Raw genomic sequence first — 23,025 nt, forward strand, 5'->3', positions numbered from 1 at the left:
TGGGTTCTTCTTCCTCCTCTTGGGAAGGAGACAGTTCTTCTATTGTTTTATTTTTGAGGGCTCCCGAAACGGATTACTGAGGTAGATTTTAGCAGTTGGGGAAATTTTAAAGGAGGGAGCCTTAAAAGGCTCCCTCCTTTTTATTAGGTGCTTAAACTAAAAGGGCAGAGGAGGATGAGGATGAGAAGATACTTGTTTACGCCAGGGCCGGTAGAGTTAAGCAAAAAGGTTGAAGAAGCCACGAAGGGACAAATGATAAGCCACAGAAGCAGGGAGTTTTCCAGTTTGATGTCGGGTTTGCAGTTAAAGCTGCGAAAGTTGTTGAATGTCCAAGAACCCGTTTTACTCTTTCCTGGTTCCGGTACATCGGCACTCGAAGCTTTATTAGTAAATCTGATTTCCAGGGGCGATAAAGTTCTTTCCTTCTCTTGCGGGCATTTTGGCGAACGATTCCGTGAAATTGCCTCTCGTATTGGAGCCGTAGTGTTATCTTTCGATAAGCCTTATGGAGAAGTTTTCACAAAAGAAGAGGTAGTTGGCGCTGTAAATCTTTATAGTGATGCTTCTGCCATATTAATAACCCACAACGAAACATCTACTGGGGCAGCTAACCCCATAGAGGAGATAATAGAAGGCCTTCCTGCAGACGGCCCCCTGGTCTTAGTGGATGCCGTTAGTTCCATTGGTGCGATGCCGTGCTATCCGGAGAAATGGGGCGTAGATGGTTTGGCCACTTGTTCCCAGAAAGGGCTTATGGCGCCTCCTGGTATAGGAATTGTTTGGCTTTCCCGTAGAGCCTGGGAGAAGGTCCGTCAGAATAAAACCTGTCCCTCTTACAGCATGGATTTTCTTCTAATGAGGAAGTACCTTGAAAAAGAGCTTCCTCAAACTCCTGTTACGCCTCCTGTGTCTTTATTTTTCGCTTTGGATGCATCCCTTGAGGAGGTAGAAGAAGAAGGGGGGTTCTTGAGACGTTTTGAGGAGCGCAAGGCCTATGCTCAGTCATTATGCAAGGCAGTAGAGGACCTTGGGCTTGAGTTGTTGGTCAAAAACAAGCCTTCAAGGTCCTGTGGCGTTACTGCTATACGAATTCCAGGCAAGGCAGAGTCAGTGAGGAAGGGATTGCTTGAAAAAGGGATAGAAGTGGCTGGAGGGCAGGGCGCTTTGAGAAACGAAATAATAAGGGTTGGTCACTATACCAGAGAGGGCTTGTCGGAGCTTTGGGATTTCATTCAAGCTCTCGAAGAAACCTGTAAAGAATTGGGGGTTGCCGTCGATAAGATGAGCTTCGGCAAGATAGAGGAACTTTACACTGGGAGGTGCAGATAGATGTGGAAGATCCTAGTCACTGAGGAGATTCATCCTTCAGGATTAAAGGAGCTAAGGAAAGATCCGGAAGTGGAACTGCTGGAAAAAGTGGACATGAGTGAAGAGGAGTTTTTTCACTTGGTCAAAGACGTAGATGCTCTCGTGACCAGGAGTGGTACCTCTATTGACAAAAGGGTACTAGATGAAGCCAAACGGCTCAAGGTCGTTGCCAGGGCAGGGGTTGGAGTGGATAACATTGATCTTGATTGGGCAAGTCGGAAAGGTGTAGTCGTTATAAACGCTCCCACAGGAAACACTCTTGCTGCAACTGAACACACCTTTGCTCTCCTTCTGTCTATTTGCCGCAAGTTGCCTCACGGGTTCAACGACCTGGCGAGGGGCGGTTGGAACAGAAAGGCTTTTATGGGAATGCAGCTTCATGGTAAAACCCTCCTAATAATAGGGCTTGGCAGGATAGGCAGCCAGGTAGCCAAGCGAGCAAAAGCTTTTGGAATGGAGGTTTTGGCCTATGACCCCTATATAAGCGCTCGGAAGGTGGAAGAATTAGGGGTTAGAAGGGCACTTGAGTTGGAAGGCGCATTGGCTTTGGCTGATGTGGTTACATTGCATACCCCCTTGACCTCGGAGACCAAGGGAATGATAGATGAAAGGACTCTTAAGGCCTTTAAAAAAGGAGCAATTCTCATAAACTGTGCGAGAGGGGGATTGGTGGACGAGCAGGCTTGCGCGGATGCTATAAGAGAAGGGCGCCTTGCAGGTGCGGCGTTCGACGTGTTTTCCCAGGAGCCCCCTAAAAATGATCACCCGCTTTTCGCGGAGGATATAAGGGATAGGGTAGTCCTTACCCCCCATATAGGGGCCAACACTCATGAGGCTCAATCGGCTGTTTCTCTCATAATAGCTAAGAATCTTTTGGCGGCATTGAAGGGAGAGCCTTACGAGCATGCAGTAAACCTACCCTTTATGGAGCATAAGCTCTCTGCTTCGGGCAAACGGTTCTTGGCTTTGGCACGAAAAATGGGCATCTTGGCAGCCTCAATCGTTGCAGGAGCGCCGGGGAGTGTGCAGTTTTCCATGAGGGGCATACCTGTTGATGATGTGGTTGAGGCAAGAGCTTATGAATATTGTAGCCACTGTCCTTATACTATTGCGGCCCTTAAAGGTGTTCTAGAGAGGCATTTGGGGCGAGGTATAAGCTACATGGAGGCTCCGCTCCTTGCACAGGAGAGGGGCATATACGTAGAGGAGGCGAGCATCTCCGATTCACGTTATCGCTACCTGATGGAATTGAAGGTAAAAAGCGACAAAGAGGAAGTTGTGATATTGGCGACTGTCACAGAAGATGATGAGAAGCAGCGCATAGTAGGCATAAACGGCTACAGGATGGACTTTGAGCCCAGCGGGAGTTTCATTATATTTCAGAACCATGATAGGCCAGGAGTTATAGGTAAGATAGGGACCTACCTTGGAGAGAAGGGCATAAATATAGCCAATTTTTACTTGGGAAGAAAAAATGGAAGCGGCTTGGCCTTTGGGGTTTTGCAGGTCGATGGAGAGGTGGATCAGCGGGTTTTGGAGGATCTTAATGAAGCTGAAGATTTTGTGTGGGTAAGTAGCGTTAAATTTGAGGGGGATAGATGACATGCGTTTTTTTCTCATACGCCATGGACGCACTAATTGGAATTCGGAGGGAAGGTATCAGGGCGTAATAGACGTACCTCTAGATGAAGTTGGGAAGAAACAAGCTGAATTGTTAGCCAAGTCCTTGAAGTGTGTAACCATTGACAAGGTTTGGAGTAGTCCCTTAAGCAGGGCCAAAGAGACTGCTTGGTATATATCCCAAGAGCAGGGCTGTCCCCTTGAGGTCCATGAGGGACTTACCGAGATCTCCCATGGAGAATGGGAGGGCAAATATGCTCATGAAGTAAAGGTTCTCTGGCCTGAGCTCTACGACCTTTGGTATAAGGAACCCCAAAAGGTTAAAATGCCTTCTGGAGAGACTTTGGAGGAGGTTGCGAATAGGGCAAAAGGTGCGTTGGAGTTTGTCCTAGGCGAGGGAAAAGACCCAGTGGCTGTTGTAACCCATGACGCAGTGATAAAAGTGCTTTTGTGCCATTTTTTGGAGTTACCTTTGGCCAAGTTTTGGAGTTTTCATGTGGCCAATTGTTCCGTTACCATGATTGAGAGAAAGGGAAAAGAATTTTGCATTTACCTTTTGGGAGAAAGGCCTTGGGCTCCCAATAGGTACGATTGGGAAAAGCAGGCTGGGCTCTGAGACGATACTTGAAACGTGGACATATGTTTTTTTTGGGTGTATTTTCAAAGTGTAGTGGTGACATCTCGTGGGGAGGTGGTTGTTTTGCTCAATAAGAGGATGGAAATTTTAAGGCAGCTTGCTACAGAAGCGCCGACCAAGATAGTTATGTTGGTCATAGATGGTCTAGGCGGATTGCCGGACAAAGATGGCATGACGGAGCTGGAAAGGGCGTTCACACCCAACTTGGACGAAATAGCATCAAGGGGTGAGACTGGTCTATTGGAGATGGTGGATGTAGGGATAACCCCTGGTAGTGGACCAGGACATTTGGCTCTGTTCGGCTACGACCCCGTGGAATTTACCGTGGGGAGGGGCATACTTGAAGTATTGGGAACAGGGGGCAAGGTCTCCCGAGGAGATGTATGTGCTAGGGGCAACTTCGCGACCTGGGGGGCGCAAGACGTAATCCTGGACAGAAGGGCTGGAAGGATAGAGACGGATAAATCAAGAGAGCTCGTAGAAAGGCTTAGCGAGGCAATAAAGGAGATAGACGGAGTAAGGATTACGTACTATCCAGGTTTGGAGCACCGATTTTCGGTGGTATTTTCCGGTGAGGGCCTTTGTGACTGTGTGAGTGACGCTGACCCTCAAAAGGATGGGGCTTCCATGAGGTGGGCTGAGCCTTTGTCCGAGGAAGGATCCAAAATGGCCGACATAGTAAATAAGTTCATTCGTGAGGCAAGGAATGTTTTAGGTGGTGAGCCCAAGGCAAACGGCTGTCTTTTGAGAGGTTTCTCAGGAGTTCCAGATATTCCTCATCTTGGAGAGTTGTATAAAATCAAACCCCTTGGCTTGGCTTCGTATCCTATGTACAGGGGGCTCGCGAGCTTAGTGGGTATGGACGTTTTGGAGGTGGAAAACAACCCAATCAAGCTAATTGAAGAGTTGCAGGCTAGGTGGGATGCTTACGACTTTTTCTACTTGCATGTCAAGCATGGGGATAGCAGGGGAGAGGACGGTGACACCTTGGGTAAGATTAAGGTAATAGAAGAGGTGGACAAAGTCATGCCATTGCTGATGGAGTTGAGCCCCGATGTTTTGGTTGTGACGGGAGATCATAGTACCCCGTCGAGGATGAAAGGGCATTCTTGGCACCCATCCCCTTTGGTTTTGTTGAGTCCCTATGTAAGACCCGATGGGATTTCCACGTTTGGGGAGAGGGATTGTGCAAGAGGCAGCTTGGGTATAATACCCGCATGGAAGCTTATGGGGCTGCTTTTGGCCCATGGAAGGCGGTTGAAGAAGTTTGGAGCATAAGGATATAAAAAAGGTGATGGACTTGGCTTCTCCGGTAAGCAAGCTACCGAAAACCCGGAATATTGGAGACATAAAAAACCTAGAACCTGGCGAGCGTTTTCGGGCTGTTGTTGCCCTCACCGCGGCAAAGCAAAGGAGAGATAAAAACGACAGGATTTTTTGGGAAGTATCCGTAATGGACTCCTTTGGAAACCTTGAGGCGAAGGTTTGGTCTGATGCCAAATGGTGGAACGCAAAAAATGGCAACAAGGAGCCCATGGTGGCTGAAAACATAAACCCCCAAGAAGATCTTTTAAATAAGCCTGTGGGGGTAATAGGTGTAGTTACAGAATTCAAGGGCAGGTTGCAGTATAACTTCAACGAAGTTTATCTTTTGGATCCGGGGAAGCACCCCATTTCCAGCTTCCTTCAGAAATCTCCTGTTCCTTTGGCGGAGATGGAAAAAAATTTCTGGAGCATAGTGGAAAAATGCGGGGACCCTGTTAAGGGGTTTTTGCATTTTGTGTTCAGAGGCGACTTATGGGAAACCTTCAGGGACGCTCCTGCTGCGGTATCCCACCATCATGCTTACGTACATGGCCTTTTGGAGCATACTCTAGCTGTAGCGAGTTCAGCGATTGCCATAGGCGAGTCCTACGTTGCCAGGGACTTTCCAGTAGACATGGATACGTTGATAGCAGGGGCTTTACTCCATGATCTTGGCAAAGTTGAGGCTTATTCCCTTGAACCCTTTCCAAGTATGACCCTCAAGGGGACGGTAATAGACCACATCCCGTTAGGCTACGCTAGATTCATCAATCTTGCATCGGAATATGACCTTTGCGAAGATGTAACTTTGGCAGTGGGACACATAATAATAAGCCATCATGGAAGGAAGGAATATGGGTCTCCAGTTTTACCGGCTACCCCGGAGGCTTTGATCGTCTCCATGGCGGATGAGCTTGATTTTATATTGCACTGTTGGGAAGCGACCGGAGTACAGGGTGATGGCGAGATCACTGATTTTAGCTATTCCGCCCAGAGGCGCTTTTGGAAGCGGTCGGCGACAAAAGACAAAAAGGGAGAATAAAATATGCCGTTTAAGTTCAAGATCGATAATCATCAGCAGGGGCGCAGGCTAGACAAGGTGTTGAGGGGTAAATGGCCTAATTTGCCTCTGGGGGCATTGATGAAATACTTCAGAAAAAGGCAAATCTTGGTAAATGGTAGCCCCGCAAATTACAATGACAAAGTGATTGCAGGACAGGAAATACAGGTGCCATGGGATGACTTCCCTGTGAAGAAAACCATTACTCCTCAAGGGCCTTCGGTTAGAGTCCATCTGGACATAATCTATGCTGATAGCAACATATGCATAATCAATAAACCATGGAACTTGTTGACACAACCAGCCAAAAGGAACGATGACTCTGTAATAGCGAGGATAATAAAGGAACTTGGTTGGCGGGACAATTCTTTCCTTCCCACCCCTGTTCACCGATTGGATAGAAATACTTCTGGAATTTTGGTGGTGGCCTTGAATGGAGAGGCTCTAAGGGTTCTGAACGAAGCCTGGAGGAATGGAAAGGTGAGAAAGAAGTATCTTGCCCTCGTGTCGGGGAATCCTAAGGATAAGGGAACTGTAAAAGTCGCTCTGGTCAAAGACACCTCAAAAAATATGGTGACGCCGGTGAAATCAGGGGGGCTCAATGCGGAGACTAGATACCGTACGATCAAGGGCAATGGAGATGTAGCCTTGGTGAGTTTGGAGCTTCTCACAGGGAGGCCCCATCAAGCCAGGGCCCATATGGCCTATGTGGGCAATCCCATTATAGGGGATAGAAAATATGGGGACCAAAAGATAAACCAAAAGTGGGTTCAAAAGGGCATAAAAAGACCGTTGCTACATGCAAGGACCATAACGTTCGATGAAAATTTTCCTGCGCCCTTAGAGTACCTTTCAGGTAGGACTTTCAATGCACCTCCGCCCGATGATTTTTTGTCTGTCCTGAGGGAAAGGGGTTGGCATATATACAATTGGGGGGTATAATTATTCTGCAAAAATAATCGTGGAGGTGCACGGAATGGTAGCCAATAAGCTAGAAATATCGGCTTCTGCCAGAGAGAAGCTCAAGAAGATGGGAGACGAAGCATACGTGATAGTGAGAAGGATAGGGGCTGGATGAGGAGCCCGTTACGCTGCTCTCGTTGAGAGCGGCAAGCCCCCAGTAGAGGAAGGGTACGTGGCCTTGGAGGATGAAGGACTAAAGGTATGGGTCCCAGAGGCCATGAATTTTGAAGATGATACTGTCCGTATTGATGAAAGAGGTTTTCTCTGGAGTAAAAGTATCGAGGTCGTGAATGCAAGAATTCCAAGGGGAGGTTGCGGCTGCGCGTAACCTGTTAAGAGGAGGAGATCAAGAATCTCCCCCTCTTTATTTTTTATAGTGCATATTATATGGAATTGTTGAAAATTTTTTATTCACCTTGACAAGCTCCACCTTTCACATAAACTTATAATCGTTATTAGATTTCAGGTGAGGTAAGCTGAGATTAGTAAGTCCTGCATACAGCAAGACGTACATAATATCCAAAAAATTGGAGGGATTTTCGTGAGTTGGGTGGATGAAGTACTTGAAAAACAGGTCAAGGAAAGATGGCCATGGCAGAAGGAGTTCATTCAGGCGGTTACAGAGTTCGTCAACGCAGTAAGGCCAGTCCTGGAGAGCGACCCCAAGTACAAAAAGCATGCCATTCTTGAGAGAATCATAGTCCCCGAGAGAACCATTATTTTCAGAGTCACCTGGGAGAGGGACAATGGAGATATCGAAGTAAACTACGGGTACAGAATCCAGATGAACAGCGCCCTTGGTCCATACAAGGGTGGTTTGAGATTCCACCCTACAGTTAACCTCAGCGTTCTCAAGTTCCTCGCCTTTGAGCAGATTTTCAAAAATTCCCTCACTGGTTTGCCCCTCGGTGCAGGCAAGGGTGGAAGCAACTTTGACCCCAAGGGTAAGAGCGACGACGAGGTGCGTCGTTTCTGCCAAGCTTTCATGACTGAGCTTTATCGTCACATCGGTTCCGATATAGATGTTCCAGCGGGCGACATAGGCGTAGGAGCAAGGGAGATAGGTTACCTCTTTGGCCAGTACAAGAAAATAGCGAACCTCCACGACGGCGGCGTTCTAACCGGAAAGACCGTCGGCTGGGGCGGAAGCTTGATCAGGCCAGAGGCCACAGGTTACGGCTGCGTATACTTCGCCGAGGAGATGCTAAAGAACAAGGGCGATTCCATCGGTGGCAAGAGAGTTCTTATCTCCGGTTCTGGTAACGTTGCTCAGTACGCTGCTGAGAAGGTCAACCAGCTGGGAGGTAAGGTAATATCCCTCTCCGACTCTGGCGGTACCGTTATCGACGAGGACGGAATCAGCGGCGAGAAGTGGGAGTACGTAATGGAGCTCAAGAACGTCAAGAGGGGCAGGATCAAGGAGTACGTCGAGAAGTTCCCAACGGCCAAGTACTACGAAGGCAAGAGGCCGTGGGGTCTTGCAGAGGCAGAGGTAGCCCTGCCCTGCGCAACCCAGAACGAACTGGATCTCGACGATGCGAAGGCTCTAGTCAAGAACGGCTGCATGGTCGTAGCAGAAGGTGCCAACATGCCCACGACCTTGGAGGCAACGGACTACCTCCTCGAGAACAAGGTGCTCTTTGCTCCCGGTAAGGCTTCCAACGCTGGTGGTGTTGCCACCTCTGGTCTTGAGATGTCTCAGAACAGCATGAGGCTTTTCTGGACCAAGGAAGAAGTTGATAGCAAGCTTCACAACATTATGGTGAACATTCACCAGAGCTGCTTGGATGCTGCTAAGGAGTTCGGTCATCCTGGAAACTACGTTGTTGGAGCCAATATCGCTGGTTTCCTCCGCGTAGCCAAGGCAATGATAGACCAGGGCTTCTAAAAAGAGACCTATTTGTAAATAATTTCAACGCCATAAAAAGAGAGGGGGCAATGCCCCCTCTCTTTTTAATGGCGTGTACTAAGGCCTGAAAGTTATGTATAATACACTAAACTGGCGGCGCTAATAAGGATATTTTGGTTTTTTACGTTTATCCGTGATATATCTTAAAGTGGAAATGTTTTCGAGGAAGGAGCGCTTGAATGATTGATATGTCTGACACTCCAGAGTTGGTAGAGGTTCTTTTATCCCAATCTGAAAACCTTGTTGATGAAATGGTATCGTGGCGAAGGGAGTTCCATCAGTTTCCCGAGCTTGGTTTCGAGGAGAATATAACTTCCGCCAAAGTGGTTTCAGCACTGGAGGCCATAGATTCAGTCGAGGTAATAAAGGGTTTTGGTATTCCTACATCCGTCATTGGAGTTTTAGGTGGAGAATTAGGGGGCCCTGCTTTGGTGATCAGGGTGAACATGGACGCAGTGCCCATACAGGAGAAAACAGGCTATCCCTTCTCTTCATGTTTTCCCGGCATGATGCATGCTTGTGGCCATGACTCTCACATGGCGGCTTTATTGGGAGCAGCGAGAATACTCAGCATGCACAAAGAAAAACTTAAAAGGCCCGTGGTTTTCCTCTTTCAACCAGCAGAAGAAGGTAAAGGCGGAGCAAAGAAGATTATAGAAGAAGGTTTTTTAAACAAGTTTAAGGTGGGCAAGATGCTGGGGTTTCACTTTTGGCCCAAGATACCTTACGGAGAATTTCGCACCAAAAAAGGATTGTTCACAGCATTATCAGACCGTATTCACATAGCCGTGCGCGGTGTTGCCACTCACGCTTCAAGTCCCCATTTAGGTGTTGACCCTTTAATTGTAGCAGCAAACATAATGCTGGCAGTGCAGGGAATACTTACCAGAGAGCTGGATCCATCCAAAACAGCAGTCATAACTTTCGGGCAAATGGAGGCTGGAGAAATATATAATATTGTCCCCGAATCTGCCCATTTGTGGGGTACGTTAAGGACCTTCAGTGAGGATGTTAGAGATTTTATCAAGGATCGTTTGGAGACCATGGTCCCTCTCATCGCTCAGGCTCACAGGGCGGTTGCAAGCGTGGAATATGTCAAGAATTATCCTAGTCTTATCAACGATCCGCTGTTGACAGAAGAGGTTGTGAGCTTGGCCAGGTCTTTCTTTGGGGAGGAACAGGTTTCCAATATGGACGGTCCCATTCTGAACGGCGAGGACTTCGCCTTTTACTCCTTGAAGGTTCCGTCTTGCTTCATGCTTTTAGGAACTGGCTTGGATGTGGGCTTGCACAGTGCAAAATATGATGTGCCAGAGGATTTGATTCCCATGGGTGCTGCTTGGTTGGCCTATCTGGGGCTCAAGGCATGATTGTTTAAATGTTTTGAGCATTCTTAGAATGAGGGGGTAAAGTTTTTTGAGTCGCTTAGAAGAACACATTTTTGCAATATGTAAAAAAGCAGGGGGAGAGAAAGCCTTTTGGTGGAGAGGCACCTGGTGGTCCCGTAACGTACTGTACGAGATGATATCCAAGTGTAGGGACACCTTGAAGGATGCAGGTTTTGGGGAGGGGCAGATTTTAGCTGCTATAATGCCCAATTGTCCCTTGTTTTTGTCTTTGGCCGTAGCGGTTTGGAGCCTAAGGGGAACCCTTTTGCCTCTCAACCTTCAGGCAGGCCGACTTAACATGGCTAAGAACTTGAAGCATGCTGGGGTTTCTCTAGCTATCATGCCGGAGGGAATGGAAAGCGTAGCAGAAAGTCTCACTGAGATGGGGATCTTGACTGTAACTGCTCCGTTGGAAGGGCCGCTACCTTCAGTAAAGGTTAAAGGAGTTAAGTCTTCAGATGCGGAAAAAGCGGTGCTGTTTTATACCTCCGGCACAACTGGAGCCCCGAAGGCTGTTCCTTTGACTCACAGAAACCTGTTGGACAATGTTAGCAAATCCATAGAGCATTTCATGGAGCTTCAACCTGAGGACAGATTTTTGAACGTCCTCCCAAACTTTCATGCCTTAGGGTTCACTACCAGCAGCTTGTTGCCCCTTTTGGGGGAATTCTCGCAGGTTATCCTTCCCAACTTCATGCCCGCGGAGAACACTTTGGCGGCGATCAGGGAGGCAGAGGTCACTGCTGTAATTGCGGTGCCCACGATGATAGCTTTGATGTTGGGGGCCATAGCCAGAGGAGCGGATGTGCCTCGTTCCATCAGGATATTGGTTTCTGGTGGTGATAAGTTTCCCCCTCTTTTAGATCAGAGAATTCAGAAAGTTTTTGGATTAGGTGTTCTTGAGGGATACGGACTTACTGAGACTTCACCTGTCGTTTCGGTGAACCCTGGACAGAAGGTCAGAAAGTTGGGTACAGTGGGCACCATATTGAAGGGGTACGAGGTTCAGATTAGGGATAGAGAAGGCAACATAATTAAAGATCCAAAAGAAGAGGGAATTTTGTGGTTAAAAGGACCATCGGTGTTCCAAGGTTACTTTAAGGATCCTGAGCGTACAGCTGAGAGGATAAAGGACGGGTGGTTCAATACCGGTGACATAGTAAAGATAGATGAGGATGGGTACTTAAGCATACTTGACAGGGAAAGCGACATAATAATAGTTGGTGGGTTCAACGTGTACCCTGCTGAGGTGGAGGAAGTGATTCGGTCCATCCCCGGAGTTTTGGAGTCAGCTGTCGTAGGGGTTCCTCATCCCATAAGTGGAGAGATAGTTAAAGCATATGTGGTTAAAAGACCTGGAGCAGAGCTTCAGCCAAGGGAGATAATTTCTTATTGCAAGGAGCGCCTTGCGCATTACAAGGTCCCCAGGGTTGTGGAGTTCATTGATGAACTTCCTCGTTCAAGCATCGGAAAAGTATTGAGAAGAGAACTTAGAAACAGGTGATAAACACATGAAAAGCTTGTTCTCTGGCTGCTCCGTCGTCGTGGTGGGAGACGTTATGGTGGACCATTACATATGGGGTGATGCATCAAGAATATCTCCTGAGGCACCAGTTCCGGTAGTACACGTCCACAAAGAAGAATACAGGCCTGGAGGGGCTGCCAACGTGGCTGCTAACGTCGTAGGCTTGGGTGGGGAGGCTGACCTGATAGCATTTTACGGAAAGGATTTTGGAGGCAACATACTGGAAGCCCTTGCAAAAAAGTACATGTACAATTTTGACAAATCCATAGTTGTTGAGGGATTCAAGACCATAAGGAAGACCAGAGTCGTGGCCAGGGCCCAACAGGTGGTAAGAGTGGATTGGGAAGAAAAACTCATATTGGATGGTGCCAAAGAGGAAATTTTGTGGCAGAGACTGTCGAATAAACCTTCGGCGTGTAGGGTTCTTGTGATCTCCGATTATGGGAAAGGAATGATAGGAGACCAAAGGGCTGCCAAGCTGATCCACTGGGCCAGGGAACGGAACATGGATGTAGTTATAGACCCAAAACCGCCAGCTAAGAAGGGGTATTGTGGAGCCACCGTGGTCACGCCCAATAGGAAAGAAGCGGAGATCATGTCCGGCGAAAGCATAGATACCTTATTGGATGCAGAGAGAGTGGCATCTAAACTTAGGCAGGAATTGGAATTAGAGGCGTTGTTTTTAACCCTTGGAGGAGATGGCATGATGTTGGCCACTCAGGATGGGTGTGCTCATTACCCTGCTCTTGAACAAGAGGTGTATGATGTTTCAGGCGCTGGTGATACGGTAGTTGCCTGTGTGGCCTTGTCCATAGCCGCAGGTTTGGACTATCATGTTGCCTCACAATTGGCTATGATAACGGCAGGTGTAGCCGTTTCAAAGGTTGGTACAGCGGTCGTTCATTGGGGGGACGTCTTGAAGACAAAGGAATGGAAGACATTAAGGGAAACAATCTACAAGGGCTAGCTAAAGGGGTGGAATGTTATGTTTGGAATTAACGTAAGCCTGTTTACCCCTCCTTCGCCGGAAGAAGAAAAGATTATAAAAGCCTTTTTGGAGGAGCATGGGTTGGTTTACGAAGGAAAGCCTGACGCTTCAGTTATTGTGGAGGATCCGCAAGGTAGAGTAATAGCCACCGGGAGTCTATCGGGTAAAGTTCTGAAGATGTTGGCTATCGATCAGGAGTGGAGGGAGGCCAACCTCTCTGGAACCATAATGACCCGGTTGATAGAGTACGGCCGAAGCAGGGGACTTACCCACTTTTTCGTGTTCACCAAACCTGATGTAGCGGACAAATTCCTTTCGTTTGGTTTCAGGGAACTGGCGAGATACAAAGAGTATGCGGCAGTTTTAGAGATGGGACATCCAGGAGTGGACCATTTCAAAAAGTATCTTTTGGAGAACAAGAAGGAACTTGAAGAAGGAAAGACCGCTGGAGCCGTAGTGGTTAACTGCAATCCCTTTACTAGAGGCCACCAGTATTTGATAGAGCGAGCTTCCAAGGCTGTTGACTTTCTTTATGTAATAGTGGTGGAAGCAGATTTGTCTTCCTTCCCGTTCAAGCACAGGTTCGAGTTGGTGAAGCAAGGGACTGCTCATCTTGATAACGTAACGGTGATTAGGAGTGGAGACTATGCAGTTTCCCCTGCTACGTTCCCTTCATATTTTATGAAAGGCGCCTCAGTGGAAAAGATAGCATCTATTCAAGCGAGATTGGATGTAACCTTGTTTGCAAATTTGTTTGTGCCCACTCTTCAGATTTCTAAACGTTTCGTAGGAACTGAGCCGTATTGTGCCGTGACAAGTTCCTACAATGAAGCCATGAAGGAGATCCTTCCCGCCAGAGGTGTGGAGCTTGTTGAGATTCCACGGCTTACTACCGAAGACGGTATGGTGGTTTCTGCTTCCACAGTTAGAGATCTTATAAGAAAGGATGATTGGGAGAACATCAAGAAGCTAGTGCCCCAATCTACCTGGAACTATTTAGTATCTGACGAGGCTAAAGACGTTCTGGAGAAGATAAAAAAGGGCGCAGGGCGGCATTAGCCAGATTCAATTTGATGGTTTGGAAACCAGGATGGCGCAAAGGCTTTTCCTCCTAAGTATTGTCGTATGTTTGATCACTGCAGGAATTGCAGGAACACCAGAAGAGGCAAAGGGTGGGGCCAAGATAATGCCTCTGAGGGAGGACTCTGTTATTTTAGCATTTGGCGACAGCCTAACCTATGGAACAGGTGCGCCCAAGGACAAATCTTACCCTTCATTGCTTCAGCGAGAGCTCAAACTTAAAGTTATAAATGCTGGAGTCCCGGGAGAGCTGATTTCTGAGGGGGCCCTTCGACTTACTGGGCTTCTGGAAGAATACATGCCTTCCTTGGTCTTGATTTGCCATGGAGGCAACGATATTTTGCGGGGTAGAGCGGACGAGCTTATAGAGAAGGATTTGGCGGCAATGGCGGAGATGGTGAAAGCCACCCCTGCGGATTTAGTTATAATAGGAGTTCCAAGGCCAGGCTTGGGGCTTGTGGTCCCGGACTTTTATGAAAGAGTAGCTGAACGTTATGAAGCGTTGTACGAGGGACAAATTTTGAGAAAAGTTCTTTCGAGACCAGAGCTTAAGAGCGACCTGATTCATCCAAACGCTAAGGGATATCAACTTATGGCAAAAGCTTTGGCGCAGCTTATAAAAAGCTCTCAGTGGTGAACAATACAATAATCTTTTATTTGGGGCATGCCAGCTTTCTGGCAAAAAGGAAGGCCAGAGCCTCTTTTAAGTTCTCGAAGCTGTTTGGGTACCCCTCAAGATAGTTGCCTATTGCAAAGAAAGTGCCTTTCCCGTAGGCCTTGAAGGCCTCAAGATCACTTTTGGTGTCTCCAAAATAGTAGATGCTGTCGAACTTCAATGTTTTTGAAAGGATGTAGAATCCTTCCGGAGAAGGTTTTGTTATTCCCATATCTGATGTTACGTAATGTTCTTCAGGCAAGTCGGACCAACCTAAAATCTCAAGGGCAAGTTTAAGTTCAAAGCGGCTTCTTCCGGTGTATATGCCTACTGGAAGATCAAATTGACTCCAATGGGTTGTAATGTTGGGGCTTTCAAGGTGCCACAGCCCTCTTGCAAATATATTTTGTGGAGACCTGCCGTTGATATTCTGCAGTGCGTCCTTGCCAAAATATATTTCCTCGCAGAGCCTACGAACTTTTTCCCTTTCGGGGGCAGATTTGAAGGTAGAGTAAACCCACGGAATGGGATTGTCTTCTTTGCAACTAGACAAGATGCGGCTCCATTCCGCTGGGGTTATTCTATTTTCCGATAATTTTTTAGCCTTGCGGCTGGATAGGAACGATATGAACGCCCATGCTATGTCGTAATCGTCGTTGAAAGAGGGATGATTTTTCGTGATTTTATAATGCTCTTCTCCGAAGGGTCTGCAATCTATCGACAGACCTAATTTATACTTACTCCACCATTGGATTGCTGTAAAAACGACGTTTGGGAACGACCTGGACGTGTCCACCAGTACGCCGTCAACGTCGAAAATAAGTGCTTTTCTATCTTTCATGGTTACCTCCGTGCCTCGAAGAAAGTTCTTCCCATATTTTCACCAAGGGCAGTTCCAAGTATGTTAATGCAACTAAGCAATGGTAAAGCAGGTCGGACATTTCCGCAACTACCTCATCGTTTTTGCCTGTCGCAGCGGCCAGGGCCGTCTCTACGCCTTCTTCGCCTATTTTCTGCGCGATGCGCTCTATGCCAGAGGAAAACAAAGAAGCCGTATAACTTCCTTTCGGCATGGATGACTTTCGGTCTTTCAGTGTAGACACTAGCTGGTGCAGAAAGGTTATGTTGTCCTTTTTAGGAGGAGTTTCTCCATCGAGAGAGGTAAAAAAACATGATGCTTCCCCCGTGTGACATGCAGGGCCTTGGGGTTCCACTAAAGCTAATAAAGTGTCACCGTCGCAGTCCAGTAAAATTTCTTTAAGCTTCATTGTGTTGCCGCTGGTCTCTCCCTTGTGCCACAATTTTCCTCTGGACCTGCTCCAGAAGACGAGTTCCCCTTTTTCGAGCGTCATTGCAAGTCCTTCTTTGTTCGTCCATGCCATCATCAGGACCAAGCCAGTTTCTTGGTCCTGAACTATTATGGGTATTAGGCCTTGATCGTTAAATTTAACCTTTTCGATTTGGAAACTCATATAGATCTTCCTCTCTTATGGGTATTCCCTTTGACTTTAGGTATTTCTTTAGTTCCTTTATATTTATTTGTCCATAATGAAAGACCGATGCGGCCAAGACACCATCCGCGCCAGCCTGTATAGCATATAGGAAATCTTCTTTGCTTCCTGCTCCCCCGGAAGCTATTATAGGAACCTGCACAGCATTGGCGGCTTCGTTTATAAGACGCAAATCGTATCCTTGCTGAGTGCCATCTCTGTCTATGGAGGTCAGCAGTATTTCCCCGCAACCCATGGAGACCCCCTTTTTGATCCAATTTATGGCATCAAGATCAGTCGGGGTAGTTCCACCTTGTACAAATACCTCATATCGTTTTTTCTCTTGATTGAACGCCGCGTCGACAGCCAAAACCACTGCCTGGCTGCCTAGAAGGTCGGAACATTCTTTTATCAGGTTTGGATCTTTTACGGCCGATGTGTTTAAGGAGATTTTGTCTGCTCCCAAGCTTATTATGAACTTTGCCTCTTCGACGGAGCTTATGCCTCCGCCCACGGTGAAGGGAATGAAAATGCGTTCTGCTGCTCTTTCTACCCACTGACTCATGGTTTTTCTGCGTTCGTTGGAGGCAGAAATGTCCAAGAATACTATTTCGTCGGCTCCTTCGTTCATGTAGGCGAGCGCCATTTCGGCGGGATCTCCGGCATCTTTCAATTCTTTGAAGTTTATACCCTTCACAGTGCGTCCGTTTTTGACGTCCAAGCAAGGTATTATGCGTTTGGTCAACATTGGTTTGTGGCCTCCAGTGCTTCAGATATTTTTATCTTCCCCTCATATAGGGCTTTACCTAATACGACTCCGCTCACTCCGGACCGTTTCAGTTCGAGTATGTGGGAAATGCTTGCTATACCTCCGGCGGCGATTATTTCCGGCTTGGGTGTTGCTTGGGTGATAATGGCGTCGTACAGAGCGATGTCAGGTCCCATCAAGGTTCCGTCACGATCCACTGACGTGATAAGGAAAGTTTTGTAGCCTATTCCCAAAAGTTTTCTTACCGCATCGGAGGGACTGAGGGAGCAAGTTTTTCCCCAACCATGAGTGGCTACCATACCTTTTTTTATGTCTATGGCAGGGACTATCCTGTTGCCAAATTTATTGATTAGCACTATGGGGGCTATTTCATCTTTGAACAACAGGCTCCCAACCATTACGCGAGAAGCTCCCGAAGTTAAAGCTTTCTCTACGTCATCAAAGGTTCTTAGGCCTCCTCCAAACTGCACTTTAAGGCCCAATTGGGATAGTTCCTTTAACAAATCTAGGTGTACAGGAGCTCCCTTTTGGGCTCCTTCCAAATCCACTACGTGCACCCACTTAGCACCTTGTGCTGCAAAGTTTTCAGCGGTTTTGACGGGGTTTTCGCTGTAGATGGTTGTTTTATTGAAATCTCCTTTATAGAGTCTTACAACTTTTTGATCAAAGATATCCAAAGCAGGGAATATTTCCATTGTCATTCCTCCAGTTTTTGTAAAGCCCAATCCAAGAGCATAAGCCCCCTTATGCCGCTTCTTTCAGGATGGAACTGAAAGCCAATGGCATTCTTTTTCTGCACTATGGCAGAAAAAGAGGTTCTTCCATAACTGGTTACGCCCGTAGTGTATCTTGAAACCTCAAGTGCGTAGGAGTGGACAAAGTAAAAATAAGCTTCTTCGTATTTACCCCCCCACGGAATGGGAGAAGGACCTATCCATTTAACGCTGTTCCAGCCTATGTGGGGCAACTTGGGTACATCTGTCAGTTTTTTTATGGTTCCCTCAAACAACCCCAATCCCTGCGAATAACCACCTTCCAAGCTGTTTTCACACAAAAGCTGCATTCCGAGGCAAATTCCTAGAACAGGTTTTTTTTGTTCTTCCCAATTTTTTATAAAGTCGAACCAACCACTTTTTTGGAGTATTTCCGAGGCCGGACCGAAAGCTCCTACTCCTGGAAGGAGCAAAACCTTCGTTTTGTCTGGCAAATCAGAGGGTTTTTGAGCAACAAAGGTGTTTTTGCCAATGGCCTCTAGTGCCCTTATGAGATTGCCAATGTTTCCTGCGCCGTAATCTATTATGGTTATCATGCCCACACTCCCTTTGTGCTTGGGTCTAATTGGCTGGGTGTCATGGCTTGTCCCAAGGAGAGTCCGACCCCCTTGAATATTCCCTCAGCCAGGTGATGGGAATTGTCACATGACAGGGCTTTGATGTGTATAGTCATTCGTCCTTCTCGTGACAATGCTCTAAAGAACTCTTCTACTAGCTCCATATCGAAATCTCCGCACTTTGGTGCTGGAAAGGTTGCATCGAAGGAACAGTAGGCTCTTCCTCCCATGTCTACTGCCACCATGACCAAGCTTCCATCCATTGGCAAAAGGCACCATCCGTAGCGTTTATATTTGTTTTTTGAGAATATTTTGTTCAAATGGATGCCCAAGGTTACGCCGACATCCTCCGTTAGATGATGGTAGTCTATGTCGGTATCGCCTTTCCCCCGTATTTCACCACTCCAACCAGCATGGTGCAGCAGCTGCTCCAGCATGTGCGCCAAGAATGGGCATGGAATGTCCATGTCTATGGGACCTGGCTGTAGGTTTATCTTCACTGTGATTTCCGTTTCTTTTGTCTTTCTTTTTGTCTCTTCCATCATCTGTGTTTCCTTTCTTTTAAGATCCTTGTTTTTTCAATAAACCTGCTCAGTTTATCCCAGTGCTCGTGCACGCTTTTGTTGTTTGCCACTATCCTTAGAGAGACCTGGGCGACTTCTTCCAAAACGTGCAGGCCGTTGGCCCTTAAAGTTTCTCCTGTTTGTACAATGTCCAGAATTCCATCGCTCAACCCAAGGATTGGGGCCAATTCTATGGACCCTTTCAAGGGGATTATCTCTGGTTGTATCCCTCTGTAGGAAAAGTACTGCTTGGTGATTCGAGGGTACTTTGTCGCGATCTTTATTCCCATCAAACTACTCTTGTGTTTCATGAAGCGCTCTGCCAAGCTTTTCGGCCCTGCTATTGCCAGTCTACAAAGCCCCTCTTTCGTGTCTGCTATCTCCACCAAAGATGCCCCTGTTTCCCATATAACGTCGCTCCCTGCAAAGGCCACATCAGCGACACCGTGGTGGACGTAGGTAGGTACGTCCATGGGTTTTACTAAAATGTACCTAACTTGTTCCTCCTCTATTACTAGTTCCCTGCCTCTTTTCTCAATTTTTTTGCAAGGCATATGCATTTCCTCTAAGAGCTTTAAACACGTTTGTAGCATCCTTCCCTTTGGGAGAGCGAAAGTCAGCATGTTTCTTGCTCCTTTCCCAACCATTCAATTAGATCATGTTCTTCTTTTTCCTCCAGATCGTAGATCTTGCTTGTAAGGGCATTGAGCCACCACTTATATTTACGCCTTTTAGCTAAATCTATGGAGTGCTGTCTGTTCTCCGTCCAGCTAAGTTCCACGTTGAATCCTTTATCTGTGAGCAGGTCTGCTCTTGTCATTGCCACTTCAGGAGGCGTTTTGCCGGACCATATCATTATGGAGTTGGAACCTATTTTTGTCTCTTTGACCAGGGCTATCTCCTCCAGGTCGAGTGCGAAACCTACAGCTTGTCCGATGATTCCGTAAGAGGAGAGTAGGGAGTCATACCTTCCCCCTCCACCGAGAAGCTTTCCTGCCCTTGGGCTGTACACCTCGAAGACAGGACCGCTGTAGTAATTCAACTTTCTTGATAGTGCAAGGTCCACAGAAACCCTTTCTCCATATCCCATTTTCTCCAGAGAGGAAATTATATGTTTTATGTCTGATAGAGGTGTTCCTTTGGGCAACAAACTTTCGGCTTTGTTCAGTATGCTTCTTTTGCCCTTCAGGGTTGGAAGGGCTAAAAGGGCAGATAGCTCAATATCCGGCACTGGGTGCTTTTCCAGGGTGTTGTAATACTCAGCAAGGGATTGTCTCAGTAAGGCGTCCCTAAGAGATTTGGCTATGTTGGGAACGGTGTTCTTGAGCATGAAGTCTATTATGTTGGTGTCTCCGATGACCACTTGGGCGTCCCTGTGACCAAGGAGATCCAAGACTTTGAACATTATGGAGATGACCTCAACGTCCGCGCCACTTCCGTCCCATCCTATTAGCTCTGCTCCTAGTTGTAGGCGTTCCAGGTTGGTCTCAGGTTCTTCTGGCCCCAGGAATATTCTATCGGCATAACAGATCCTCAAAGGGCGTTCTTGCGGTGCATAGTGGGACGAGATGTATGATATGGCGGTCAATGTCAGGTCAGGTCTGAGACATGCAGCCTCTCCATGGGGAGTGTTTAGTATCAAAAGTTTCTCTCTTATGGTAGATGGTAATTTGTTCCAGCACGACGAGACAAGCTGTATGGTGGATGGGCAGAACACCTTGTATCCGAAGGCAGAGAACACCTTCAAGAAGGTGTTACGGGCTTCTTCCATGGATTCGGCTTTTGGGCCACTGTATATTCGACAACCTATGGGGATCTTAGTCATTGGTTTCACCTCTGAGTTCCATGGACAATTTGTGGGCCAAAAGGCCTTCTTCGCTGGCCAAGACCTGTCCGCTTTTGGACAAAGAAGCTGCTCCTTCACGTTCGAGCTTTAGCATGTATTGTGGCCTCATGAATGTGCCAGTCCACAATGCGCCATTCCACCTGGCAGTTCCAGCAGTAGGCAGAATATGATTGGTGCCTGCTATATAGTCCCCAAAGGCTTCGGCGCTCCAGCATCCCAAAAATACTGCACCGTATGATTTGAACCTTTTTACGTAAGCGTCAGCGTTAGCTATGGAAAGCTCAAGGTGTTCAGGAGCCATTTCGTTGGCAAAATCGATGGCTTCATTGATGGTTCCCACGTATATTTCTCCGTTTCCGTTCCAACAGGCTTCTATGCTTCCTGTTTTGTCGATGGTTTTTAGGTGTAGTTTTAGATACTTTAGGACTTCCTCAGCAAGGGTTTCGCTTGTAGAAAACAGTACGCTTCTTGCCAAGGGATCGTGTTCTGACTGGGCCAACAAGTCTGCTGCAACGTAGCTGGGGTTCGATGTCTCGTCGGCTATTATCAAGACCTCGCTGGGGCCTGCTAGTCCGTCGATTCCGATTGTTCCGAATAGCTGTCTTTTGGCTTCCGTTACATAGACGTTGCCCGGGCCAACTACAAATTCTACTGGCCTTATCCCTTCGACACCGTAAGCAACGGCACCAATACCGTGAGCCCCTCCCATTGCATACACTTCCTCGATCCCTAAAAGCCTTAAAGCAGCCAGGATCGTTGGGTGTATCCCTTGTGTGCCTCTTGCTGGGGAGAGGGCCACTATCCTGGGAACTTGGGCCTCTTGGGCAGGTATGACGGACATAAGGACCGTGCTTGGAAGAGGATATCTACCAGAGGGTATATACACGGCCGCGCTCTCCACAGGTGCGAAACGTATGCCAGCGATTACTCCCTTTTCCGTGGCCAATGTGGTCTCTTTGATTATGTTTCTTTGAGCTCTGTGGAAAGATCTTATGTTCTTTACGGCCCTCTCTAAAGCTTTTAAAAGAGCAGGAGGGGTGGATTTTAGGGCTCGGTCCATCTCCTCGATTCTCACCTTGAGGGGGCCTTCGTATCCATCTAACTCTTTCACTAATTTCAACAAAGCCTCCTTGCCTCCAGTCTTGATGGCGTGCAGTATTTCTCTCACACGGTTTTCGAGGCTCGTTGTTTCAACAGATTCCCTTACGTTTCGGGCCTTTATGCACTTCATAGGACACCCTCCGTTGCAATAATTTATCCTGATAAAAAGATAGAAGATTAACCGAGCAAGAATATTACCATGCTATCCCCATTTTTGTAAAGTCTAAAAATTAAGCTTGTTGACAGACTTTGGCTTCAAGTGATAAACTGCCCTTCGTGCATGATGATGTGTTATTATGCTAAAGAGGTAGGAGGTAGGATCGATGCTTCAGAATGCTATGCTAGGCGATAGCTTTATGGATGAAAGCTTTCAGAATACGGTGTATCTTGACAAAAACGAAAACCCTTATGATGTGGCTCCATCCTTGAAGGAGGAGTTGCGCATGAGGTTGCAGGATTTGAGTTTCAATCGATATCCTGATGTAGAAAATCGCAGGCTCAGGGAGGCTTTAGCCTTAGAGGCAGGGCTAGACGTCGAGAACGTGACGGTCGGAAATGGTGGGGATGAGATAATTCAGATGCTTTTTCTTGCTTTCACGAAGCCCGGCTCTACCGTTATGACTTTGAGCCCCTGCTTTTCTCAGTACTGTCACCTATGTAAGGTGTTCCCCGTGGAGCAGAAGGCCGTTTCCTTTAAGTTGTCCCAAGGCCAAGTATTATTTGACGAAGAAAAGTTCCTGGATTGTCTGTCCTCTTACTCTCCTGATTTGATCTTACTGGACAGGCCAAACAATCCAACTGGGAAAAGTTTATCTTTAAATTTCGTAAAAAGGGTGATAGAGCTTTCCCGTGGCGTGGTCTTGGTGGATGAGGCATACGCTGAGTTTGATACTGGTTCCATCTTGGATTTCTACGGTGCAAAGAACTTTCCCGAAAATCTGGTGGTACTTAGGACCTTTTCAAAGGCTTGGGGCATGGCTGGGCTGAGGATAGGCTATGGGTTCACCTCTTATGGTTTGCGGAAATCCTTGGAGAGGGTGAGGTCTCCGTTCAATCTCAATATCATATCTGCTGAAGCTGCCTTGATAGCCCTGAAGTATAAAGAGTGGATGCTGAACAGGGTGGAGGGCATAAAGTGCACCAGAGACAGATTTATAAGTAACGTCAATAAGCTTTGTGGTTGGAAAGCCTATCCTAGTTCTGCCAATTTTGTGTTGGTCGAATCTCAGTGCAATAGGGGAGCCTTGAGGGAAGCACTGAGGATAAACGGTCTTAATGTCAAGTTTTTAAATAGTTCCATGTTTTCATCCTTGACCGGCGAAAAGGGAGACAACAAGGTTTGGTTCAGGGTGACGATTGGGCAAGAAGAGGATATGGGCCGGTTAATAAACATATTCAAAAGTTTATCTTAACCAATTAAGCCTTGGT

The 23,025-nt window shown here is 47.2% G+C and carries 23 protein-coding genes; 14 read left to right on the plus strand and 9 right to left on the minus strand.

The window, feature by feature from the left end; translation table 11 throughout:
* Window positions 1–180: 180 nt before the first annotated feature.
* The 13 genes from V7Z69_RS05680 to V7Z69_RS05740 all read left to right on the plus strand — a co-directional run bounded on the left by V7Z69_RS05680 (window position 181) and on the right by V7Z69_RS05740 (window position 14,480).
* Window positions 181–1,329, plus strand: coding sequence for a pyridoxal-phosphate-dependent aminotransferase family protein (locus V7Z69_RS05680; protein ID WP_334139041.1), 1,149 nt, complete (start codon window positions 181–183; stop codon window positions 1,327–1,329).
* Window positions 1,330–2,970 (plus strand): phosphoglycerate dehydrogenase, encoded by a 1,641-nt coding sequence (gene serA / locus V7Z69_RS05685; RefSeq protein WP_334139043.1) that lies wholly within the window; start codon window positions 1,330–1,332, stop codon window positions 2,968–2,970.
* Between the two features lies 1 nt (window position 2,971).
* The gene (gene cobC / locus V7Z69_RS05690; RefSeq protein WP_334139045.1) at window positions 2,972–3,604 is read left to right on the plus strand and encodes an alpha-ribazole phosphatase; all 633 of its coding nucleotides are present in this window, start codon (window positions 2,972–2,974) and stop codon (window positions 3,602–3,604) included.
* A 75-nt stretch (window positions 3,605–3,679) separates the two neighbouring features.
* Window positions 3,680–4,903, plus strand: a complete 1,224-nt coding sequence (locus V7Z69_RS05695; RefSeq protein WP_334139092.1) for a 2,3-bisphosphoglycerate-independent phosphoglycerate mutase — start codon at window positions 3,680–3,682, stop codon at window positions 4,901–4,903.
* Complete coding sequence (locus tag V7Z69_RS05700) at window positions 4,893–5,972, plus strand: 3'-5' exoribonuclease YhaM family protein (RefSeq protein WP_334139047.1); 1,080 nt, start codon at window positions 4,893–4,895, stop codon at window positions 5,970–5,972. Before V7Z69_RS05695 ends, V7Z69_RS05700 begins: the two co-directional genes overlap by 11 nt.
* 3 nt (window positions 5,973–5,975) lie before the next feature.
* On the plus strand, window positions 5,976–6,932 hold the full coding sequence (locus tag V7Z69_RS05705) for an RluA family pseudouridine synthase (RefSeq protein WP_334139048.1): 957 nt from the start codon (window positions 5,976–5,978) through the stop codon (window positions 6,930–6,932).
* A 199-nt stretch (window positions 6,933–7,131) separates the two neighbouring features.
* Window positions 7,132–7,281: a hypothetical protein gene (locus tag V7Z69_RS05710; RefSeq protein WP_334139049.1), complete on the plus strand. Its 150-nt coding sequence runs from the start codon at window positions 7,132–7,134 to the stop codon at window positions 7,279–7,281.
* A gap of 213 nt (window positions 7,282–7,494) precedes the next feature.
* Entirely contained in the window at window positions 7,495–8,841 is a 1,347-nt protein-coding gene (gene gdhA, locus V7Z69_RS05715) for an NADP-specific glutamate dehydrogenase (RefSeq protein ID WP_334139050.1), read from the plus strand.
* A gap of 200 nt (window positions 8,842–9,041) precedes the next feature.
* A complete protein-coding gene (locus V7Z69_RS05720; RefSeq protein WP_334139051.1) occupies window positions 9,042–10,232 on the plus strand; it encodes a M20 metallopeptidase family protein in 1,191 nt (396 codons plus the stop codon).
* Window positions 10,233–10,278: 46 nt separating this feature from the next.
* Window positions 10,279–11,754: an AMP-binding protein gene (locus V7Z69_RS05725; protein ID WP_334139052.1), complete on the plus strand. Its 1,476-nt coding sequence runs from the start codon at window positions 10,279–10,281 to the stop codon at window positions 11,752–11,754.
* A gap of 7 nt (window positions 11,755–11,761) precedes the next feature.
* The gene (locus V7Z69_RS05730; protein ID WP_334139053.1) at window positions 11,762–12,742 is read left to right on the plus strand and encodes a bifunctional heptose 7-phosphate kinase/heptose 1-phosphate adenyltransferase; all 981 of its coding nucleotides are present in this window, start codon (window positions 11,762–11,764) and stop codon (window positions 12,740–12,742) included.
* Between the two features lie 18 nt (window positions 12,743–12,760).
* The gene (citC, locus tag V7Z69_RS05735) at window positions 12,761–13,822 is read left to right on the plus strand and encodes a [citrate (pro-3S)-lyase] ligase (RefSeq protein ID WP_334139055.1); all 1,062 of its coding nucleotides are present in this window, start codon (window positions 12,761–12,763) and stop codon (window positions 13,820–13,822) included.
* Window positions 13,823–13,841: 19 nt separating this feature from the next.
* A complete protein-coding gene (locus V7Z69_RS05740) occupies window positions 13,842–14,480 on the plus strand; it encodes a GDSL-type esterase/lipase family protein (protein ID WP_334139059.1) in 639 nt (212 codons plus the stop codon).
* Window positions 14,481–14,496: 16 nt separating this feature from the next.
* Here the strand turns inward: V7Z69_RS05740 and V7Z69_RS05745 are convergent, their stop codons facing one another.
* Genes V7Z69_RS05745 through hisD form a run of 9 tightly spaced genes read right to left on the minus strand, consistent with a single transcriptional unit; the run spans window position 14,497 to window position 21,727 of the window.
* Window positions 14,497–15,339: an HAD-IA family hydrolase gene (locus tag V7Z69_RS05745; RefSeq protein WP_014162980.1), complete on the minus strand. Its 843-nt coding sequence runs from the start codon at window positions 15,337–15,339 to the stop codon at window positions 14,497–14,499.
* Complete coding sequence (gene hisIE, locus V7Z69_RS05750; RefSeq protein WP_014162981.1) at window positions 15,329–15,970, minus strand: bifunctional phosphoribosyl-AMP cyclohydrolase/phosphoribosyl-ATP diphosphatase HisIE; 642 nt, start codon at window positions 15,968–15,970, stop codon at window positions 15,329–15,331. Before hisIE ends, V7Z69_RS05745 begins: the two co-directional genes overlap by 11 nt.
* Entirely contained in the window at window positions 15,945–16,736 is a 792-nt protein-coding gene (hisF, locus tag V7Z69_RS05755) for an imidazole glycerol phosphate synthase subunit HisF (protein WP_014162982.1), read from the minus strand. The genes hisIE and hisF overlap by 26 nt, the downstream gene beginning before the upstream one ends.
* Entirely contained in the window at window positions 16,730–17,458 is a 729-nt protein-coding gene (locus tag V7Z69_RS05760) for a 1-(5-phosphoribosyl)-5-[(5-phosphoribosylamino)methylideneamino]imidazole-4-carboxamide isomerase (RefSeq protein ID WP_334139061.1), read from the minus strand. Before V7Z69_RS05760 ends, hisF begins: the two co-directional genes overlap by 7 nt.
* The gene (gene hisH / locus V7Z69_RS05765; RefSeq protein ID WP_334139063.1) at window positions 17,455–18,066 is read right to left on the minus strand and encodes an imidazole glycerol phosphate synthase subunit HisH; all 612 of its coding nucleotides are present in this window, start codon (window positions 18,064–18,066) and stop codon (window positions 17,455–17,457) included. The genes V7Z69_RS05760 and hisH overlap by 4 nt, the downstream gene beginning before the upstream one ends.
* A complete protein-coding gene (locus V7Z69_RS05770; protein WP_334139065.1) occupies window positions 18,063–18,632 on the minus strand; it encodes an imidazoleglycerol-phosphate dehydratase in 570 nt (189 codons plus the stop codon). The genes hisH and V7Z69_RS05770 overlap by 4 nt, the downstream gene beginning before the upstream one ends.
* Window positions 18,629–19,297 (minus strand): ATP phosphoribosyltransferase, encoded by a 669-nt coding sequence (gene hisG / locus V7Z69_RS05775; RefSeq protein WP_334139067.1) that lies wholly within the window; start codon window positions 19,295–19,297, stop codon window positions 18,629–18,631. The genes V7Z69_RS05770 and hisG overlap by 4 nt, the downstream gene beginning before the upstream one ends.
* Window positions 19,267–20,475: an ATP phosphoribosyltransferase regulatory subunit gene (locus V7Z69_RS05780; protein ID WP_334139069.1), complete on the minus strand. Its 1,209-nt coding sequence runs from the start codon at window positions 20,473–20,475 to the stop codon at window positions 19,267–19,269. The genes hisG and V7Z69_RS05780 overlap by 31 nt, the downstream gene beginning before the upstream one ends.
* Window positions 20,468–21,727 (minus strand): histidinol dehydrogenase, encoded by a 1,260-nt coding sequence (hisD, locus tag V7Z69_RS05785; RefSeq protein WP_334139070.1) that lies wholly within the window; start codon window positions 21,725–21,727, stop codon window positions 20,468–20,470. The genes V7Z69_RS05780 and hisD overlap by 8 nt, the downstream gene beginning before the upstream one ends.
* 193 nt (window positions 21,728–21,920) lie before the next feature.
* On the opposite strand from hisD, the gene V7Z69_RS05790 reads away from it, so the two are divergent.
* On the plus strand, window positions 21,921–23,009 hold the full coding sequence (locus tag V7Z69_RS05790; RefSeq protein ID WP_334139071.1) for a pyridoxal phosphate-dependent aminotransferase: 1,089 nt from the start codon (window positions 21,921–21,923) through the stop codon (window positions 23,007–23,009).
* Window positions 23,010–23,025: the final 16 nt, after the last annotated feature.

This window comes from Thermovirga lienii (assembly GCF_036847465.1).
Lineage (GTDB): Bacteria > Synergistota > Synergistia > Synergistales > Thermovirgaceae > Thermovirga > Thermovirga lienii.

Coding starts and splice junctions, on each gene's coding strand:
- V7Z69_RS05680 (WP_334139041.1), top strand. CDS start 181: ATGAGAAGATACTTGTTTACGCCAGGGCCGGTAGAGTTAAGCAAAAAG.
- serA (WP_334139043.1), top strand. CDS start 1,330: ATGTGGAAGATCCTAGTCACTGAGGAGATTCATCCTTCAGGATTAAAG.
- cobC (WP_334139045.1), top strand. CDS start 2,972: ATGCGTTTTTTTCTCATACGCCATGGACGCACTAATTGGAATTCGGAG.
- V7Z69_RS05705 (WP_334139048.1), top strand. CDS start 5,976: ATGCCGTTTAAGTTCAAGATCGATAATCATCAGCAGGGGCGCAGGCTA.
- V7Z69_RS05720 (WP_334139051.1), top strand. CDS start 9,042: ATGATTGATATGTCTGACACTCCAGAGTTGGTAGAGGTTCTTTTATCC.
- V7Z69_RS05730 (WP_334139053.1), top strand. CDS start 11,762: ATGAAAAGCTTGTTCTCTGGCTGCTCCGTCGTCGTGGTGGGAGACGTT.
- citC (WP_334139055.1), top strand. CDS start 12,761: ATGTTTGGAATTAACGTAAGCCTGTTTACCCCTCCTTCGCCGGAAGAA.
- V7Z69_RS05745 (WP_014162980.1), bottom strand. CDS start 15,339: ATGAAAGATAGAAAAGCACTTATTTTCGACGTTGACGGCGTACTGGTG.
- hisIE (WP_014162981.1), bottom strand. CDS start 15,970: ATGAGTTTCCAAATCGAAAAGGTTAAATTTAACGATCAAGGCCTAATA.
- hisF (WP_014162982.1), bottom strand. CDS start 16,736: ATGTTGACCAAACGCATAATACCTTGCTTGGACGTCAAAAACGGACGC.
- V7Z69_RS05760 (WP_334139061.1), bottom strand. CDS start 17,458: ATGACAATGGAAATATTCCCTGCTTTGGATATCTTTGATCAAAAAGTT.
- hisH (WP_334139063.1), bottom strand. CDS start 18,066: ATGATAACCATAATAGATTACGGCGCAGGAAACATTGGCAATCTCATA.
- V7Z69_RS05770 (WP_334139065.1), bottom strand. CDS start 18,632: ATGATGGAAGAGACAAAAAGAAAGACAAAAGAAACGGAAATCACAGTG.
- hisG (WP_334139067.1), bottom strand. CDS start 19,297: ATGGTTGGGAAAGGAGCAAGAAACATGCTGACTTTCGCTCTCCCAAAG.
- V7Z69_RS05780 (WP_334139069.1), bottom strand. CDS start 20,475: ATGACTAAGATCCCCATAGGTTGTCGAATATACAGTGGCCCAAAAGCC.
- hisD (WP_334139070.1), bottom strand. CDS start 21,727: ATGAAGTGCATAAAGGCCCGAAACGTAAGGGAATCTGTTGAAACAACG.
- V7Z69_RS05790 (WP_334139071.1), top strand. CDS start 21,921: ATGCTTCAGAATGCTATGCTAGGCGATAGCTTTATGGATGAAAGCTTT.